The sequence below is a fragment of the Millionella massiliensis genome (assembly GCF_900104655.1).
Taxonomy (GTDB): Bacteria; Bacteroidota; Bacteroidia; order Bacteroidales; family Rikenellaceae; genus Rikenella; species Rikenella massiliensis.
The window spans coordinates 2638455-2655221 of the sequence record NZ_FNWD01000002.1; the positions used below are offsets into that span (position 1 = coordinate 2638455).

A 16767-nucleotide genomic window follows, 5' to 3' on the forward strand; every position below is an offset into this window, starting at 1 on the left:
CAGCATGGCACTCGGTTGTTCAAAAGCCGCGTAAAGGGAGTGAGTGCGGAATCGAGGGAATGGTTTTTGGAAAAGGATAATGGACGAGAAAAGATTGTGTGTATATCGTAAGCCCGGTGTATTGAGGTCCCGAACCTTCATGATTGCCGGTCGATCTCGGCGGGGGATTATGTTGCGTTTTAATGTAAGAAGCTGTTACCAGTATGCACGAGGCGTGTGCTTGTGATTGGCCGTGAATAGGAGTGGCTAACCCGATTGATATACTGAAAATTTCATCGCTCGGTCTTAAGAAATCGGGATAAAAGTGGACGATTTTGTTGCGCCGGAGATTCTGTGGTACGATTTTGGCTTGGATAGTAGTTGTAATGAGAATATCCACAATGGCTATCGTATTGTATATTATTCTGGGAACGGCTCTGCTGCTGATTTTCCTGGTCCTCGGCATCGAATGGCGACTGGCCGTCAAAATTCGACGGATGGCGCGGAAAGAATTGGTCGAGTTGGTCGGGGACTCCGTACAGCTTGAAATTGCGCGGGTGCGCGTGAGTCTGCTGAAACGCAGCGTGACGCTGCGCGAGATCACCATCACGGCCGGGCCGGTTGCCGATGGTGTAGCGCGTCTGCCGGTCGATTCGCTCAGTGCGGCGATCGATAAGATTACCGTTCGCGGATTCTGTTCGCGTGGCGATCAAGGGACTGCCGGACGCAGCCTTTCCCTGCAGTTGCTGGAGATCGAGAATCCCAACGTGAAACTGGTGCTGAAAGATTGTCCGAGCCGTGCAGAGGATGAGCATGCGGATTCGGAGGAGAAGTCGGAGAACCGTACCCTGCAGGCGTTGGGCGAAGCGCTGGCAGCGCGGATCGGGACAGTGACCGCCGGGCAGATTCGGGTGCGAGGGGCCAACCTGCGTGTGACGAACGGCAGCCGTAACTGTTATGCCGTCAAAGGCGCGACGTTCGAGGTGGATCGGTTCAGCACTGCAAAGGATGCTACGCAGCGGCCTTTCATGTGCGGTGACATCCGGTTTTCTGCCGCGAAGGCGTCTGTGCGGTTTATGCAGACCGCCCAACTGCTGGAGGCTGAGAAAATCCGTCTCGGGATGACCCAGCGATCGGTATCGTTACGCAACGTGCGGCTGATCCCGCAGCACGGCAAAGCGGAGTATGCCTGGAAAGTGGCACGCCATACGGACTGGACGCAGGTAATCGTCGGGAGTGTCGATGTGCAGGGAGTCGATTTCGACCGATTGTGGCGTGAGACGCTTCTGCAGGTCGACTCGATCCGGGTCGAGAAACTCGATGTCGCCAGCTATAAGAACCGTCGCATCGTGCGTCAGGAGCGTTTCAAACCGATGGTGCACGAAATGATTCAGGATGTACCCTTCGGGCTGCTGATCCGGAAACTGGAGGTGGTGCAGGCGCACGCCGTGTATGAGGAGCTCTCGGCATCGGGTGCCGAACCCGGCCGAATTTCGTTCGACCACGTGAACGGCGTGTTCCGCGATGTGACCAACTGCCCCGGTGACGAAGGGGACTATTTTACGCTGATTGCCTCTGGAAAGGTGATGGACCTGGCCCAGTTGCGGGTGGTGTTGCGGTTCCCGGCTCACGCCTCGAACGATCGGTTTGAGGTCGAAGGTACATTGGGTCCGCTCGACCTGAGGCTGCTTAACGGTGTGCTCGAACCGCTCTCCGAGGCCGCGATCCGTTCTGGTCAGCTGGATGGGCTGGCATTCGATATTACCGGTACGCGGAGTCGTGCGCAGGTCGACATGAAGATGCGTTACCGCGATCTCTCTCTCACGATGCTCCGTGAGGATGCGGCCGGACGCAAATGCGAGCGACGATTGATGTCGAGCTTCGTCAACCTGATGCTGATCAAGGGGGCGAATCCCGATCGCAAAGGGCTGCGCGTGGTGCGTCACGTGGTGGTGCGCGATACGACCCGTTCGCAATTCAACTACCTCTGGAAAACGTTGCTGGCTGGTATCCGAGGTTCGGTCGGTTTTCCGGGTTCTGCGGCGACGCTTGAGCCCGAGGGTGATGCCGGGAGTCATCCTGCGGCCGGCGGAGCACAAGGGGTGCCGGCGGGTGCGCAGCGGCAGCAGGAAGAGCCGGTTCACACGGCGGTTTCGAATGAAATAGAAGCGTCTCGGCCGTCTGCTGATGTAGCATCGGCGGCAGTCGAAGGATCGGATGGTGAGGCAGGCGCTGGTGTGCTCCTCGAAGCAGGAGACGACGGCGAGCGGCTTGATGCAAAATAAATCCGGCGCGGATTTTGCGGTTCCGGAATTTAAACCTATCTTTGCAGTCGCTAACGAAAATAACGTCTAACAACAACGCACAAATGAAAGCAGGAATTCATCCCGAAGGATATCGTGTCGTGGCATTCAAAGACATGTCCAACGATCAGGTATTTTTGTGCCGGTCCGCCGTCAATACGAAAGAAACGATTGAAATCGATGGCGAAACCTATCCCGTCTACAAAATGGAAATCTCGAGCGCCTCGCACCCGTTCTACACCGGGAAACAGACGCTGGTGGATACCGCTGGACGTGTAGATAAGTTCATGAGCCGGTATCAGAAACACTACGATAAACGCAAACAAAACAAATAAGTTTTGCTATTCGCGGAATTTGCCGGACTTCGTAATGCGAAGTCCGGCTTTTTTTTGTATATTGCAAATGATAAACCGCATGCATCAGAAGAGGGTGGGCTTGGTGGCAGGATCGTATGGTAGTGGAGAACGTGACGGGGCGGAAGGGAAAGTAATCCCGGGAGCTCACGCTCGAAACTCCCAACAAGCGAAGCGGTACAAGGAGGGGGCGGGAGGAGCCTACGCGTGGGGTGGAGGTGGCAAGAGTAGGGGAAACGGCTGCTGAAATTCAGGTATGCAGATCAAACAAATGAATCGTATATATCGTTTAACCCATTTAAATTCCGGAACTATGAGAACCCTGTCTAAATTGTTGCTTCTCCTGGTTTTTGTCGGTGTTCCGGCCAGCGTGTCGGCACAGAATGACCGGGATGTCGATCAGCGCAGCATTGTCTATTATACGCCGAAACAAAATCCGGGCCGATCGCCCATTTGGATCGACGATATTCAGTTTACGCGTAACCAGACTATCGTGAACATGCACTATGTCAAGGCCGAGGGTGGTGCAAATCTGGTTCCGAGCACCAAACTGGTCTGCCATTTGCGAGGCGGCAAAACGAAAGTGTTGGTACTGGAGCGGACGCAGGGGATCAGCATGAAGAAAAATCGCTATACGCGTTTGGGGCGTGGCGAGGTGTTCCGTGCCTATTTTTCGCCCCTGCCTATGGCGGATATTCAGAAGATAAAATCGATTGATTTCCTGGAGGATGACAGTGGAAGACCCAGCGCCAGCGTTTTCAATATTACGGATATCAAGATCAGCAAAAAGCACCAGGTGATGCGTTGATGATTTGCCCGCGTCCCGTTGATGGGCGGTTGAAGATTTGCATCTTGCGGGTGGCATTGGCCCTGCAGGGATGCCAAAACAGCACGCCCCGGCACATTCTGTGAGGTGTCGGGGCGTGCTGTTTTGATGGCCTGAAATCGAGGGGAAAAGAAGTGGCTCCGACGGGGCGAAATGCGCAGGCGCAGGGCTCGAAGGGGCGGAGCGGGGGTGGGGACTGTTTCCAGCTTCCTTGCCGAATGGGGAGTGCGATGCCTTTTATTCACGCCGCACGGTGTGGGAACGGAAAAATGGGCCGGCAGGCACGTGTTACGTCCGTGTATCGGGGTTTGTGCGGGGCGGTCGGGAAAATCCTCCGGGCGGCAAGTCGGGAAATACACCTTCTATTTAATAGTTTCTTCGGGTTTATGCTACCGGCGATGCCGCGGCCCCGTTCCGTGCATGTCGTCCCTCTCCTGCCGTCTTACAGGGTGAAGCCGCAGCGGGCAAACATTGCCTTGTCGTCGGCAATGCCCGAACCGATGGTGGTCAGCAGATCGCCCACGATGGCGGCATTCACGCCGCTGCGCAGGGCACGTTCCTGCGTCTCGGGTTTCATCAGGGTGCGTCCTCCGGCGAATCGGATGTACACCCGCGGATTGATGAGGCGGAAGAGCGCGAATGTTCGCAGCAGCTCGTCGTCCGAGAGGGGGGCCATCTCTTCGAGCGGCGTTCCCGGAATCGGGTTCAGTACGTTGATCGGGATCGAGTCGACACCCATTTCGCGCAGCGTGAAGGCCATCTCGATGCGTTGTTCGGCCGACTCGCCCATGCCGATGATGCCGCCGCTGCAGATCTTCAGCCCCACTTCGCGGGCCCAGCCGATGGTGCGTTGTTTTTCGGCCAGGGTGTGGGTGGTGCAGAGCTTCGGGAAGTAGGAGGGGGCCGTCTCGATGTTGCAGTGGTAGTTGCCCACACCGGCCTCTTTCAGTTTTCGGAGTTGCTCTTTGTTCAGCAGTCCCATCGAGGCGCAGAGCCGACCGTTGCGGAATCCGGGGCATTCGTCGGCGATGGTGCGGTAGATGGCGGCGCAACGGTCGATTTGGGCGTCGTTCAGCGTCCGGCCACTGGTGACGAGCGAGAAGCGACCGACCCCTTTGTCGTGGTTGTCGCGGGCGTGGCGAAGCGCTTCGGCCGTGTCGGTCAGCGGGTAGACTTCGATGTGGGTATGGTGGTGGATCGACTGGGCACACCATTTGCAATCTTCGGGGCAGCGGCCGCTGCGGGCGTTCATGATCGAGCAGGTGTCGGCACGGTCGCCCATGAAGTGGCGACGAACCCGGTCGGCTGTCTGGCACAGTGCGTCGAGGTCGGCTTCGTGGAGCAGGCCGAGGGCCTCGTCCGGGGTGATTGCGTAACCGTCGCAAATGGCGGTTTCGAGTTCGGTGAGTGACTTTACCATGTTTTTTCGATAGATTTGCGCAAATATAACGAATATAAATTTTGGAAATATCTGCGGAATGTGTACTTTTGTGGTGCAAAACAAATGGCGCCGTAGCTTAATTGAATAGAGCATCTGACTACGGATCAGAAGGTTACAGGTTTGAGTCCTGTCGGCGTCACTCCTGCTGAATCTCTCCCGCCCTTGAGGGGCGGGAGAGATTTTTTTATGCGGTGGGCTGATGGAGAAGCGTTCCGGGTGGGGGAATGGGGCTCACTCGAAAGAGAAGTGGGGTGCCCGGGAGGGTATGCACCGGCCGGCGGACGCACGGCGCAGGGTGGCGGGCTTGTTTGTGTGGCAGGAATGTTGTATTTTAGGGCATCTAAATCCCTGTGGATATGAAATCGAAGAAAAAAGTGGTGGTTTTCACCGGTGCCGGGATGAGTGCCGACAGCGGCGTTTCGACCTTCCGCGATGCGGACGGACTGTGGGAAAACCATCGAATCGAAGATGTCTGCACGCCCGAGGCCTGGGTGCGCAATCCGCAAATGGTGCTCGATTTTTACAACGCGCGGCGTGCGCAACTGGATCAGGTGCAGCCTAATGCCGGTCACCGGGCCGTTGCCGAACTCGAAAAGCATTTCGAACGGGTGGTGGTCGTGACCCAGAATGTGGACGACCTCCACGAACGGGCCGGGAGTACGAACATTATCCACCTGCACGGGGAGTTGCGCAAGGCTCGCAGCGAACGGAACCCGTCGCTGATCGTGCCGGCACCGGGGCCGACCCGTCTCGGGGACAAGGGACCCGACGGAGCTCAGTTGCGACCCCATATCGTCTTTTTCGGCGAAGCGGTGCCTGAGTACGAGCGGGCGTTGGAGGTGGTGCGCGATGCCGATCTCTTTCTGGTGATCGGGACTTCGCTGGCGGTCTACCCCGCTGCGGGGCTGATCTACCAACTCCGACCCGATGTTCCGGTCTGGCTGGTCGATCCGCGTCCGGCGCGTGTCGTGATTCCCAATCCGTTGACCGTCATTGCCCAGGGGGCTGCGGCAGGCGTGCCTCCGCTGGTGGAGGAGATCGTGCGCTGCGAGCAGTGCTGAAACGAACCCGCCTCCGTGTGGAAGAGATCGTGCGTTGCGGGCAGTGCTGAAACAGGCGTGCTGCGGGGCTTGGAGGAATGAAATCGGATGCTTACCAAATCACTCTTTTCGATATGAAAAAAATCTTCACCAAAGCGAGCCTTCTGGCTCTGTTGGCCTCAGCCGTAGTGTCATGCGGCGGAAGTGCGACTCCCGAAACGGTAACCCTCTCGGCCGAAGGGCTCTCCTGCCTGACGCAAGGTGCTCCGCTCTCGTCGATTCCCGACCAGTGCGAAGGGCTGTACGACCGGGTCGAACAGACCACGCAGGAGGATATGGGCGATACCTATACGCTCTACACCTTCTATGCCGGCGATCAGAAGGTGGCCGAAATTCCGGCCTACGGCGAGACGATCGACCTGCTGATGGTCTATGCTCCGAACGTGGTGACTCCGGACGGGGTCTATCCGGGCATGAAAGTCTCCGAACTGTTGACCAAACCGGGGTTGGTGGCGCTCACGATGGACGGGTTCGAGTATGAACTGAACGGCTATCGTTTCCGTGTGAATGGTATGAACGACAGCGGTGCTCAGAAACTGAGCGATTCGTTTGCGCAGGGAACCGAACCGGTACTCGGAGCGGAAGATTTCGAGCCGGATGCAACGGTTGAAAGCATCTATTACGTAGGCAATTAGTCGCCTTCCTCAAAAGGATTTATGGGGGTTCCCGAATCGGCTTAACGGTCGATCCGGGAACCCCGTTTTTTGTGCGCATTGGGTGACGTTGCTGCGGGGGAATGTAACTCTGTGATTGCGGTGGCGAGTGATCCGGATGAGGGTTGGTCAGGGAAAGACGGACAGGACTGGGAAAGATGTGGATCGGGAAGAATAAACGAAAAAGACGGAAAGAAAGAGGGGGATTTTTTATATAACTGTGTCGAACGGGGTGGTGTGCGCGAGGTTTTATGGATTTATTAAACCGGTGGTGATTGGCATAGGGCTGGCAGTGTTTGCTCTCTTTGAGAATGAATTTTCGGCCAACCGTGTTGGTACGATGTCGGTGGAAACGCGAGTGGGTAATCCCCTTTGTCGTTAGGAGTTACCACAGGGCAGAGTGGAACGGCGATCGGCAGAAGGGGAAAATCGTGGGGCCGAATGTATGGAGTTAGAACGGATAGCCGATGGCCAGGTGGATGCCCAGACCGTCTTTGAAGCTCGAAATATTGTAATAGCCGGGTTTGTCGGGATTGGCATAGGGGGTGTGGATACCGATCCCCATGTCGAGGCGCAGCACCAGCACGCTGATGTCGTACCGCAGTCCGACACCGGTGCCGAGGGCGATCTCGTTCCAGAAGTTTTTGGCTCGCAGTACGCCACCAGGACGCTGCGGGTCGTTTTTCAGCAGCCAGATGTTACCGGCGTCGACAAATACGGCGCCACCCAGATCGCCCACCATCTTGAACCGGAATTCGACGTTGGCCTCGAGTTTGAAACTCCCGGTCTGGTCCCAGTAGCCGTTGACCTGGTCTTCGGCCGGGCGGTAGCTCCCCGGTCCCAGCGAGCGGACCGTAAAGGCCCGGATGCTGTTGGCACCGCCGATGTAGAACTGTTCGCTGTAGGGCATGACCTGCGAGTTGCCGTAGGCGTATCCGGCTCCGACCATCAGACGGGAGGCCAGCATGTTGTTGCGGCCGATCTTGTGGTACCATTTGGCTTCGAGGGTCCCTTTGATGAATTGCGAGAAGGGGCTGCCGAAGAGTTGTTTGGTGCCGTGCGAACCGAAAATCTCGTACATTCCGGCCAGGATGTTCCCGGCGTCGGTGAGCGTTGCCTGGAAGATCAGCCGGTTTTTCTGGAAACGGCCGTAACTTCTGTCGAAGGTGTAGGTATAGCTCAGCGAGGGGATAAACTGGTCGCTGAAACTGAGGGCTACGGCGGGGTTCTGCTGCATGGTGGAGTCGAACTCGTGGGAGGTGTGCAGCAGTTTGTTGTAGGTCAGTTTGAACAGGGTCAGGTTGTGCGAACTGTACGGCGAGGTGCGGAAGTCATAGCCGGCCGAGAGGTTCAGCGATAGCATCCGGAAGTATTTGGGCCGGTTCATCAGGTCGGCTCCGATTTTATAGGTAGTCTGAGCGGGGTAGGTGAGCCCTTTGTACCGGAATCCGGGTGCGACGATCCGCGGAATCTGAAGCGAGGCGTTCAGACCGAATTCGTAGGAGTTGACGGCGGTGGGTTTGGTTTCGTACTGGTTTTTGTTCCCGGTCTGCCATTCATAGGAACCGGTCAGATTCAGGGCCAGCACTTCGCCCCCCCGGAAGATATTGTTGTGGCGGAGTCCGAAGGTGAGCCCGGGACCGAGGTAACTGTTCGATTTGGAGGTGAGGTCGGCTTCGAAGTTGGCCTGGATGGGTTTGTCAAACGTGGCGGCGATCTGTACGTCGAGCGAGTCGCCCTCCTCCTTGAGCGAGTCGAGGGGCGGTACGGAGAGGCTCACCGAACTGAAAATCCCCAATTTGTTGAGGTCGGTCTGGGTGCTGTTCTGGGCTTCGACGTTGAAAATCTGGCCCGGTGTCAGGTTGAGCACACCTTTCAGAATGCGGGGGCGGATCTTCAGCGGTTTCTGGTACCGGACGTTGATCTTGCCCAACTGCATGGTGTCGAAGGGGCCGGGCGAGGGGTTGCGCAGGGTGAGGTTGACACTGCCGACCCGGTAGGAGCGCAGCGCGGCGGGAGGTGTACCGTCGGCTATGCGCATGCGCAGGGCGACCTTGTAGGGTGCCTGGGTCGTATCGGCTTCGTAGGCGATGTATTCCGGACGGAAGTAGTAGTAGCCGCGGGCACGCAGTGCATTGGTGATGCGGTTGCGTTCGGCCGTCAGCGTGTCGATGTTGTAGACGGCACCGGTGTGGAGCAGGCTCCGGTGGCGCAGACGGGCGATCTGTTCGCCGATCTCGCCCGGGGCGCTCAGGTATTCGATCGTGTCGTAGGTGTGGGGTGCCGGTACGACGAACCGGTAGCTGACTTTGGCTTTTTGGTCGGGTTTGTGTTTGTTGGGCAGCAACTCGTAGCTGCTTTGGACGTTGAAGTAGCCGTAGTTCTCGAAGATCTGGTCGGCAACCTTCAACCGCAGGTCGGGGCGGACTTTGGAAATCAGAATGGGTTGCTTGGCCAGTTTCTTGTAGAACCAGTATTTGAAGCCTTTCTCTTTCGGCGAGTAGAGGTAGTTCCAGGCCCAGAGGCCGATCGGAACGCCGGTGCGCCAATAGGGTGCCCACAGGGGGTTGTTAGGGGCCACGCTGAGGGGTTCCTGAACGGCGGAGACCACTTCGTCGGGGATGGAAAGGGTGTCGTTGGCGGGGGTAAAGGTCATCTTTTTGACCCCGGTGTAGAGTACATCGCCATCGGTCAGTCGGCGGGTCGTCGAGCAGGAGGTGGCCAGCAGTGCGAGGCAGAGAATGGTGCCGACGACCGGAAGAAAACGGCGGTACCGTGCGGAGCCCGGTCGATTCAGAGCCATGTGGCGGAGCAGACGGGCCAAAACCCGTGCGGGTACCAGGTGCGTGGTACTGTTCGGGGTGCCTGTGGCGAAATGTGTATGTCGAACGTGGCGTGTCATGTCTAATTTTCGGGGGCCGCTGTTTGCTCTTCGGCGTCGGTTTGGGCTGGAACGGTAGTTTCCTGCTCCGGGGTGTTGTCCGATTGGCGTTTCTGTTGGCGTTTGGCTTTGCGGTCTGCCTTGCGGGCCGCTTTGATCTCCTGTTTCGTCTTGGTGATCTTGAACAGGTCGCCCAGCTTCAGAATCTTTTTCCGGACGCCGAAACCGATGCCGGTCTCGGTCACTTCGCCTTCGAGGATGCTTTCGAAGTTGGTCTCGCGGAACAGTTTCAGGTACATGTTGTCGCGGCGGGTGAGTTGGTATTCGAGCGAGATGTCGTCCACGAGGTTTTCGGCAGTGTTTTGTACATCTTCGCCGCCGGTGCTCACTTTGCCGCCGATGGTGATCTGGACGCGGTTGTCGAAGAACTTCTTGGAGAGTTTGTAGGAGTAGTCGGTGCGGGTTCCTTCGGCTCCGGCCGTGGGATCGTCGTAGGAGTCGATCCCGAAGGTGAGGTCGACGCCCCGCAGACTGTTCTGTGCCCACTGGTTCAGCTCCTTGGCGATAAACGAGTTGAGCGGGTTACCGGTGTTGACTTTGGCCGAGGTTCCCGGGCCGGAATAGGTGTTGTAGATCAACAGGCTCATGGCCTGGTTTTGACGCTGTTCGGCGGTGAGGGAGGCCAGTTGGTTTTGCAGGGTGAGGTCTTCGGGGGCTGCTAGGTCGAGGCTGAGGTCGAGCGTTTCGAGGCTGCCGCGGATGTTGACGATGATCTGGAAGTTGACCTGACGGCTGGTCTGGTCTTCGAGGGTTACGGTGGTGCGGACGGTCTCGATGGCCCGGATGGCAAAGGTCGGGTCGAGCATGTCGCCGGTCCAGCTGACGTAGCCGCCGGGGGTGATGCTGAAATCTTTGGTCGAAATTACGGGCGGAGTATAGCGGACGCGGCCACCGGTCAGTTCGTATTTGCCGGCAAAACGGGTGTCGCCCAGTCGGTTCATGGAGTAGGTGAGGTTCCCGCCTCCCTGGAGGTTGATGCGGTTTTGACCGTCTTCCGAGAGGTAGACCGAGACCTGAACGTCGGGGTCGATCGCTACGTTCATCAGCATGTCGATGCCGCCGAGGCGGAGCATGGCCGGCGGACGGTTTGCCTGGACGGTGGTGGTGTCGTTGAAGGCGACGAAGGTGACGACGTTCTGCGACCGGTCTTCGATTCCCACGGGCGAATCCTGCATGACGTAGGTCACTTCGGTACCGGTCAGCAGGTTGACGTTCCCACGGATGTTCAGGGCGTCGAGCGGCCCCTGTACCCAGGCCGCGAGATCGGCGCTGGCTTTGCCGAAGACCATCGATCCTCTGTTGCGGGGTACGTTGATGAGTTGGAAATCGTTGGCCCGGACGCGCAGGTCGGCGCTCATCTGCGAAAGGTCGCCGAGGTCGATGCTGCCGTTCAGCGTGAGACGGTGCTTGTTGGGGGCGATCAGGCCGAAGTCGTTGAACAGGATGCGATCTTCGCGGAGTTCGATCGGGGTGTCGGTGATGCCGAAGCGGGTGCCGATGGCGGCCACGTCGACGGTTGTGCTGTCGAACTTCATCGAACCTCCGAGTCGCAGCGTGCCGAGGCTGTCGTCGGCCTGAAGGTGGCCGCGGAGCATGCCGGCCAGACTGCCCGATCCCTCAGGCAGGAAGGGGTTTGCGGCACGAAGCGGGATGCCGGGCAGATCGGCCGTCAGTCGCAGTGCCGAGGTGGTGTCGGCCGGGTTGTAGCGCCCTTCGGCCGTAAGGGCGGTCTGGCGGTCGATGGTCAGCGCTAGCGATCCCTCCTGCCCGCTGAGGGTGTCGGTCCGGTAGGCGAGTTTCAATCCGATGTCCCCTACGCGGCGGTTGTCGTACAGCAGGGTATCGACCGTCACGCGTCCGTGGGCGGCAAGGGTGCTGTCGGCCATGCCGAAGGTCAGGTCAGCTCCGAGGCGTCCGCCGAGCGGCGGGGCGGTGGGCAGCAGTTTCAGTGTGTTGGCAATGTCGATGCCGTTCAGTCCGAGCCGGATGCTGCCGCGCGGCATGCTGTCGACGACGACCGATTCCAGCGTGAATGCCTGATTGGCGCGGGTGACGCGCAGGTCGGCTTCCAGTGCGCGGTCGAAGTGATAGCGGACGAAGTTGCCGTCGTTGACGTTCCATTCCGAGAACCCGAAGATGGGGCGCTGCGGGATGAGGTTGACGGTCACGGCGCTGTCGCCGAGGGTGGCGCGCAGACCGAAATTCAGCCCCGTGTGGCCGTGTCGGTCGCGTTGGGTGAGGCTCAACTGGCCGGTGCTGCCGGCGGCGTGGCCGTACAGGGCGATCAGCCCCATGCGGTTCAGGTTGCCGGGACGGTTGGCCAGACGTACGAAGTATTGCAGTTGGCCGTTTCGGCCGCCGACGCCGGCGGTCAGCGTGTCGAGTACGATACCTTGGCTCGAGAGTTGGTTGATCTCGGTTTTGAAACCGAACGGGTTGCCGTCGGCTGCGGCCGCGGTGAGGTTCATCCGGCCGAATCCGGCTCCCTGGGCACGCAGGTAGTCGTTCAGCACGTTGTTGCGTGCGGCCTGGAAGTCGAGCTTGAAGGGCGGAAGAAGGTGTTCGAGGGTGTCGGTGTTGACCCGGCCTGCCCAGATTTGGTTCTGGATCTCGGTGGCGACCCGACCGAACGCGGCGGCAAGGGTGTCGAGGCTTGAACGGGAGTGGAAGGCCAGTTGCATGTCGCCGCTGGCGAACTCCAGTTGCACGTGCGAGGTGTCGGCCTCGGCGGCGAGGGTCGTGCGGGCCACGAAGTCGGTGAAGGTGCCGTAGCGGACGCTCAGCGAGTCGAGTGCGATTTGGGCCGAGTAGGCATTGCCCGAGGCCGCGGAGGCCCGAATGGTCAGACGGGTCGAGAGCGAGGAGGAATCGGCCACAAACCCCATGCGCTCCGGGTCGAAGTGGGTGATGGCCCCCGTCAGTGTGGCCTCCTGTCGCTCGGCGGTGAGGTTGCCGCCGAGGTGCAGATCGGCATCGATGCCTTCGTTGCGGCTGGTCAGGCGTCCGGTGATCTGCTGGTCGGTGAGACGGGCGGTCAGGTCGATGTTGCGGTAGTCGAAACCGTTGTATTCCGCCTGTTTGATGCGAAGCCGGGCATCGGCGGTGGTCGTGGCTGTAAAGGGGTCGAATCCGCAGCCTTCGGCCCGGAGGGCGAGGGTCACACAGCCGAGCGAGTCGGCGGGCAGGAAGCGGTCGAGCGGCAGACTGTCGATGGTTAGGTCAGCTGCGTACTCTTCGCTCTGCGGGCGAAAGGAACCGTCGAGCGAAACGCGGCCTCCGGCTGCCTGTACGGCCAGTCGGGCCTGATAGACACCTGTCTCGGCCGTGGCTTCGCCGCGGAAACGGGTGGGGGGCAGGGCTATGCCGTCGGGCAGCAGGTGGGCGATGAGCCGCGGGTTGCGCAGGTCGCCGCCGAAGGTGATGTGTCCGGTCGTATGTTTCGGAGTGGTAATGGCGTGTGCCCGTCCTTCAGCGATAAAGTCGATCGCGTGGGGAAGCGAAGCGACCAACCGGTGGAGGCGCAGTTCGCCCAGTGTACCGCTCAGCCGGGTGTCGAGGGTGAGGGAGCGGCCGGCGAGCTGGCGATGCAGCGGGCGGTCGATTTCGGTTAGTCGGAACAGGTCGGTCGACCCCACCTGCAGGGTCAGCTGGACGTTGAGCGGCGTTGCGGGTGAGAGGGTGGCGATGTCAGCCCCGACCGACAGATCGGCGCGCAGGGATGAAGTGGTGGTGAGCAGTTCGAAGTCATGCAGGGCGTAACCGCTGCTGTCCATCGACATGCTGCCGGTGGTCTGGGTGACGGCCAGCCCGGAGCGTTCCGTGAAACTCAGACCGGTGAGCCGGGCGCGAATTTCGGTGCCGCGGTTGTAGATGGAGTCGAGGCTGAGGTTCAGGCCGCTCAGCACGATATGATTGGGGTCGAGGGTCGGGAGCGGCTCTCCGTAGGCGAGGCCGTAACGGGCGGCATTGTCGGTAAGGCGCAGCTCATCGAGCCGGATGGTCCAGGGCAGACTTTCGGTGGTGTCGGCCGTTTCCGTTGCTGTGGGGGCTGTATTTTCGGCCGGTGTGGGCGATGCTGAAACTGCTGGAGTTGCAGGTGTGGGGATGCTGTCGGTCAGATAGGCGTAGTCGCCGCGCTCGATCAGTAGCCGATGGGCCGTGATCTCCTGTGTGCCGAGGTCGACCGCGCAACTGTCGACCTCTCCACGGGCGATGCGTGCCGTGAGGTCGGTGGCGGACTCGGGGGTGTGCATCGCGAAGGCGATGTCGTCGAGGGTCAGTCGCTGTGCGGCTATTTTCCATAGCAGCGGCGCTGACGCAGTGTCGACAACCGTGGTGTCAGGGACCGATGGGCCGAGTGTCAGTCGTATATTGCCGCCGCTCAGCCGGATGTCGGGCACCTGGGCGCTCTCGGTCGAGAGGTTGGCTCGACCGGAGAGGGCGAGTTCCCGGACGCGCAGCTTCAGGTCGAGTCCGCTGGTGGAGTCGGCGGCCAGGTGGAAAGCGGCACTGTCGATGGCGAAGTGTCGGATATGGATTTCGCCCCCCAGCAGCGGCCTCAATGCCACGGCGGTACGCAGCGATCCGCAGTAAAAGAGGGTGTCGCCGTCGGGAGTGATCCCCTGGGCGCGGTCGATGGAGAGTCGCAGCGGGAATCGCAGTCGGAACCGTTCGATGGAAAGACGCATGCCGAGCTCTTCGGAGAGGTATTCGGTGGCCTTTTTCTGGATAAAGTCCTGCACGGGCGGCAGGTAGAGCGACACGACGAGCAGTACAATCAGTCCGGCAAGGATGGCCAGCACGCGGAGCGTATATTTCAGTATCTTGCGGAACATGGATCGAACGGCGATAACTAATGACGATAGGATATAGGTTCTATTGAATCGTGCAAAATTTGTTCCTAAGGTACCGCTTTTGGACGGTTTTTAAAAGTGTATCTTTGTGTTGTTATGGGAATATTCAGATACTCAGCGGTCGAGACCGATTATCTCGCGGAGCGTGATCCGGTATTGGGGCGGGCGATTCGTCGGATTGGCCCGATTGAGCGGCGTGTGACGCCCGATTTGTTCGAGGCGTTGGCCGAGAGTATCGTCGGCCAGCAGATCTCGGGCAAGGCTGCCGAAACGGTTTGGCGGCGGCTGACCGCACTGACAGGTGGGGTGACGCCGCAGAGCATTGTGCAGGCTGCGGTCGAGGCTTTGCGCGGCTGCGGGCTGAGCCTGCGGAAGGTGGGTTACCTGCAGGAGACTGCGCGGGTGGCTCTGGAGGGGCGTCTGGACGAAAAGGAATTGGCCGCCATGAGCGACCGTGAGGTGGTCGACCGGCTGACGGCTCTGCCCGGTGTGGGTGTGTGGACGGCCGAGATGCTGATGATCTTTTCGATGCAGCGGCCCGATGTGGTCAGCTTCGGCGACCTGGCCATCCGTCGCGGTGTGATGCGCCTTTACGGATTGGAGAGCCTTTCACGCCGGGAGTTCGAGACCTACCGGTCGCGCTGGTCGCCCTACGGGACGGTCGCGTCATTCTATCTGTGGGCAGTGGCTCACGAACCGGACGGGATGTCGCCCGTCGAAAAATAGAAAACCGTTGGATGAAAACCGATTTGAGAACGATTCCGGGTGTCGGAGCGCAGATCGAACGTGACCTGATTGCGTTGGGCTATGACAGTGTGGCTTCGCTGGCGGGCGAGGATCCGGAACAGATTTACGAACGGGATTGCATCCGTCGCGGCTGCCGGGTCGACCGGTGTATGCTGTACGTCTATCGCTGCGCCGTCTATTATGCCGACCATGCGGAGCATGATCCCGAGAAGCTCCGGTGGTGGTACTGGAAGGACAAACCTTACGTGCCTCGCCGGTAGGTTTGCCTGCTCATGAGGTCTTGTAGGGTACGAAACAGGTGTCCTTTCCCGATCTGATATTTATTTCAATATGGAGGACGATGGTTGTTGTCGGGTGATGTCGCATTTGGGGATATCGTCATTTCGATTTCAAACAAAGTAGGGAGGCAGTTTGCTGTATAACGTTGCGGCATCTTGGGGTGGTTGCCTTTTTATGGAAGCGTGTTTTCGCGGCGACGATGTTTGGGAGAAGTGGCTATCCAAAGGGAGGATGTTGGCTTTTCCGTTTCGACTTTCAGCATGTAAACGGGCAGGGTGAACAGCGGCTGTTCTTATTCTGGTCGTTCTATGGACGTGGGTCTTACAAAATCTCGTTAACCGGTCGAATGCTTTAGAAATGAGGTGAAATGGATGTCATTTCACATGAGGGGGATAGAATTGTTGAAATTTTCTGGAACAAGGTTTCAAATTTTGGCAATTTATTCTATCTTTGCAGAGGAACCAATACACAAAAGTTGAGATGGAACAAAAAGAGGGATATCTGGTCCCGATTCTGCATAAGGGTTTTGCCCTGCTCGAATACCTCGGTCGGCAACCGGGTGGCCGGACCATGGCCGAAACGCTGGCCGATCTGGACTTTCCGAAAACGACCCTGTTCCGGCTGCTTGCCGCTCTGACCGAAGAGGGGTATATCTGTCTCGATCCCGAGACCGGCCGCTACACCCTGTCGCGGCGACTGCTGCGGCTCGGGCTGGCTGCTCTGGGTGAAGCCGAACTGGTCGAATATGCCCTCCAGCCTATGCGGGCTCTGCGTGATCGCGTTCGTGAAAGCGTCATGCTGGGCGTGTTTATGGATAACCGCGTAGTGTTGCTGGAGCAGGTGCTCGGCTCCCATAACTTTACCTTCATTCTGAAGCCCGGCACCGACTTCTGTCTGCACGCTTCGGCTCCCGGCAAACTCTTCCTGGCCCTGCTGTCGGACAAGGAACGCGAAGAGGCGCTCCAAACCGTCGATTACCAGATCTATACCCCCAATACGTTCGGCAGCCGCGAGGCGCTGGAAAAAGAATTGGAAAAGATTCGTACACTGGGCTACGCCACCGACGACGAAGAGGAGATGCAGGGGGTGAATTGTCTGGCCGCACCTGTCTTCAACTCGTTCGGCGAGATAGCCGCAGCGCTGTGGACTTCGGGGCCCAGCGGCCGGTTGACCCGCGAGAGTTTTCCCGATATGGCAGTCCGTATAATCGAGGCGGCCGATGCCATTTCACTCCGGCTCGGCTTCAAACGCCGGTAATGGGTGGCTGTGCTTTCTGCCCTTGGGGTTGACGG

The 16767-nt window shown here is 59.0% G+C and carries 11 protein-coding genes and 1 tRNA gene; 9 read left to right on the forward strand and 3 right to left on the reverse strand.

Features of this window, described 5'->3' with window-relative positions:
• Window positions 1–380: 380 nt before the first annotated feature.
• From BQ5379_RS10075 to BQ5379_RS10085, 3 genes are all read left to right on the forward strand, one after another.
• Window positions 381–2264 carry a hypothetical protein gene (locus BQ5379_RS10075; protein WP_071135312.1) on the forward strand — a complete coding sequence of 628 codons (1884 nt, stop codon included), beginning with the start codon at window positions 381–383 and terminating at the stop codon, window positions 2262–2264.
• A gap of 83 nt (window positions 2265–2347) precedes the next feature.
• Window positions 2348–2617, forward strand: a complete 270-nt coding sequence (locus BQ5379_RS10080) for a type B 50S ribosomal protein L31 (RefSeq protein WP_071135313.1) — start codon at window positions 2348–2350, stop codon at window positions 2615–2617.
• Window positions 2618–2891: 274 nt separating this feature from the next.
• The gene (locus BQ5379_RS10085; protein WP_143039450.1) at window positions 2892–3443 is read left to right on the forward strand and encodes a hypothetical protein; all 552 of its coding nucleotides are present in this window, start codon (window positions 2892–2894) and stop codon (window positions 3441–3443) included.
• A gap of 460 nt (window positions 3444–3903) precedes the next feature.
• Here BQ5379_RS10085 and bioB read toward each other — a convergent pair whose 3' ends face one another.
• Window positions 3904–4881 carry a biotin synthase BioB gene (gene bioB / locus BQ5379_RS10090; protein ID WP_071135315.1) on the reverse strand — a complete coding sequence of 326 codons (978 nt, stop codon included), beginning with the start codon at window positions 4879–4881 and terminating at the stop codon, window positions 3904–3906.
• 86 nt (window positions 4882–4967) lie between these two features.
• Between bioB and BQ5379_RS10095 the strand changes: the two genes are divergently transcribed.
• From BQ5379_RS10095 to BQ5379_RS10105, 3 genes are all read left to right on the forward strand, one after another.
• Window positions 4968–5041: transfer RNA gene (locus tag BQ5379_RS10095), tRNA-Arg, on the forward strand.
• A 217-nt stretch (window positions 5042–5258) separates the two neighbouring features.
• A complete protein-coding gene (locus tag BQ5379_RS10100) occupies window positions 5259–5963 on the forward strand; it encodes an SIR2 family NAD-dependent protein deacylase (RefSeq protein WP_071135316.1) in 705 nt (234 codons plus the stop codon).
• Between the two features lie 113 nt (window positions 5964–6076).
• Window positions 6077–6637, forward strand: a complete 561-nt coding sequence (locus BQ5379_RS10105; protein WP_143039451.1) for a hypothetical protein — start codon at window positions 6077–6079, stop codon at window positions 6635–6637.
• 469 nt (window positions 6638–7106) lie between these two features.
• Here the strand turns inward: BQ5379_RS10105 and tamL are convergent, their stop codons facing one another.
• Window positions 7107–9557 carry a translocation and assembly module lipoprotein TamL gene (gene tamL, locus BQ5379_RS10110; protein WP_235846060.1) on the reverse strand — a complete coding sequence of 817 codons (2451 nt, stop codon included), beginning with the start codon at window positions 9555–9557 and terminating at the stop codon, window positions 7107–7109.
• A gap of 2 nt (window positions 9558–9559) precedes the next feature.
• Window positions 9560–14431, reverse strand: a complete 4872-nt coding sequence (locus BQ5379_RS10115; RefSeq protein ID WP_071135318.1) for a translocation/assembly module TamB domain-containing protein — start codon at window positions 14429–14431, stop codon at window positions 9560–9562.
• A gap of 114 nt (window positions 14432–14545) precedes the next feature.
• Between BQ5379_RS10115 and BQ5379_RS10120 the strand changes: the two genes are divergently transcribed.
• The 3 genes from BQ5379_RS10120 to BQ5379_RS10130 all read left to right on the forward strand — a co-directional run bounded on the left by BQ5379_RS10120 (window position 14546) and on the right by BQ5379_RS10130 (window position 16732).
• Complete coding sequence (locus BQ5379_RS10120; protein WP_071135319.1) at window positions 14546–15175, forward strand: DNA-3-methyladenine glycosylase family protein; 630 nt, start codon at window positions 14546–14548, stop codon at window positions 15173–15175.
• Between the two features lie 11 nt (window positions 15176–15186).
• Entirely contained in the window at window positions 15187–15456 is a 270-nt protein-coding gene (locus tag BQ5379_RS10125) for a helix-hairpin-helix domain-containing protein (RefSeq protein WP_071135320.1), read from the forward strand.
• 499 nt (window positions 15457–15955) lie between these two features.
• Entirely contained in the window at window positions 15956–16732 is a 777-nt protein-coding gene (locus BQ5379_RS10130) for an IclR family transcriptional regulator (RefSeq protein ID WP_071135321.1), read from the forward strand.
• The last annotated feature ends 35 nt before the right edge of the window (window positions 16733–16767 follow it).

Bases quoted from the DNA above. Each gene is read 5' to 3' on its own strand.
- BQ5379_RS10075 (WP_071135312.1), top strand. From the start codon at position 381: ATGGCTATCGTATTGTATATTATTCTGGGAACGGCTCTGCTGCTGATT.
- BQ5379_RS10080 (WP_071135313.1), top strand. From the start codon at position 2,348: ATGAAAGCAGGAATTCATCCCGAAGGATATCGTGTCGTGGCATTCAAA.
- BQ5379_RS10085 (WP_143039450.1), top strand. From the start codon at position 2,892: ATGCAGATCAAACAAATGAATCGTATATATCGTTTAACCCATTTAAAT.
- bioB (WP_071135315.1), bottom strand. From the start codon at position 4,881: ATGGTAAAGTCACTCACCGAACTCGAAACCGCCATTTGCGACGGTTAC.
- BQ5379_RS10100 (WP_071135316.1), top strand. From the start codon at position 5,259: ATGAAATCGAAGAAAAAAGTGGTGGTTTTCACCGGTGCCGGGATGAGT.
- BQ5379_RS10105 (WP_143039451.1), top strand. From the start codon at position 6,077: ATGAAAAAAATCTTCACCAAAGCGAGCCTTCTGGCTCTGTTGGCCTCA.
- tamL (WP_235846060.1), bottom strand. From the start codon at position 9,557: ATGACACGCCACGTTCGACATACACATTTCGCCACAGGCACCCCGAAC.
- BQ5379_RS10115 (WP_071135318.1), bottom strand. From the start codon at position 14,431: ATGTTCCGCAAGATACTGAAATATACGCTCCGCGTGCTGGCCATCCTT.
- BQ5379_RS10120 (WP_071135319.1), top strand. From the start codon at position 14,546: ATGGGAATATTCAGATACTCAGCGGTCGAGACCGATTATCTCGCGGAG.
- BQ5379_RS10125 (WP_071135320.1), top strand. From the start codon at position 15,187: ATGAAAACCGATTTGAGAACGATTCCGGGTGTCGGAGCGCAGATCGAA.
- BQ5379_RS10130 (WP_071135321.1), top strand. From the start codon at position 15,956: ATGGAACAAAAAGAGGGATATCTGGTCCCGATTCTGCATAAGGGTTTT.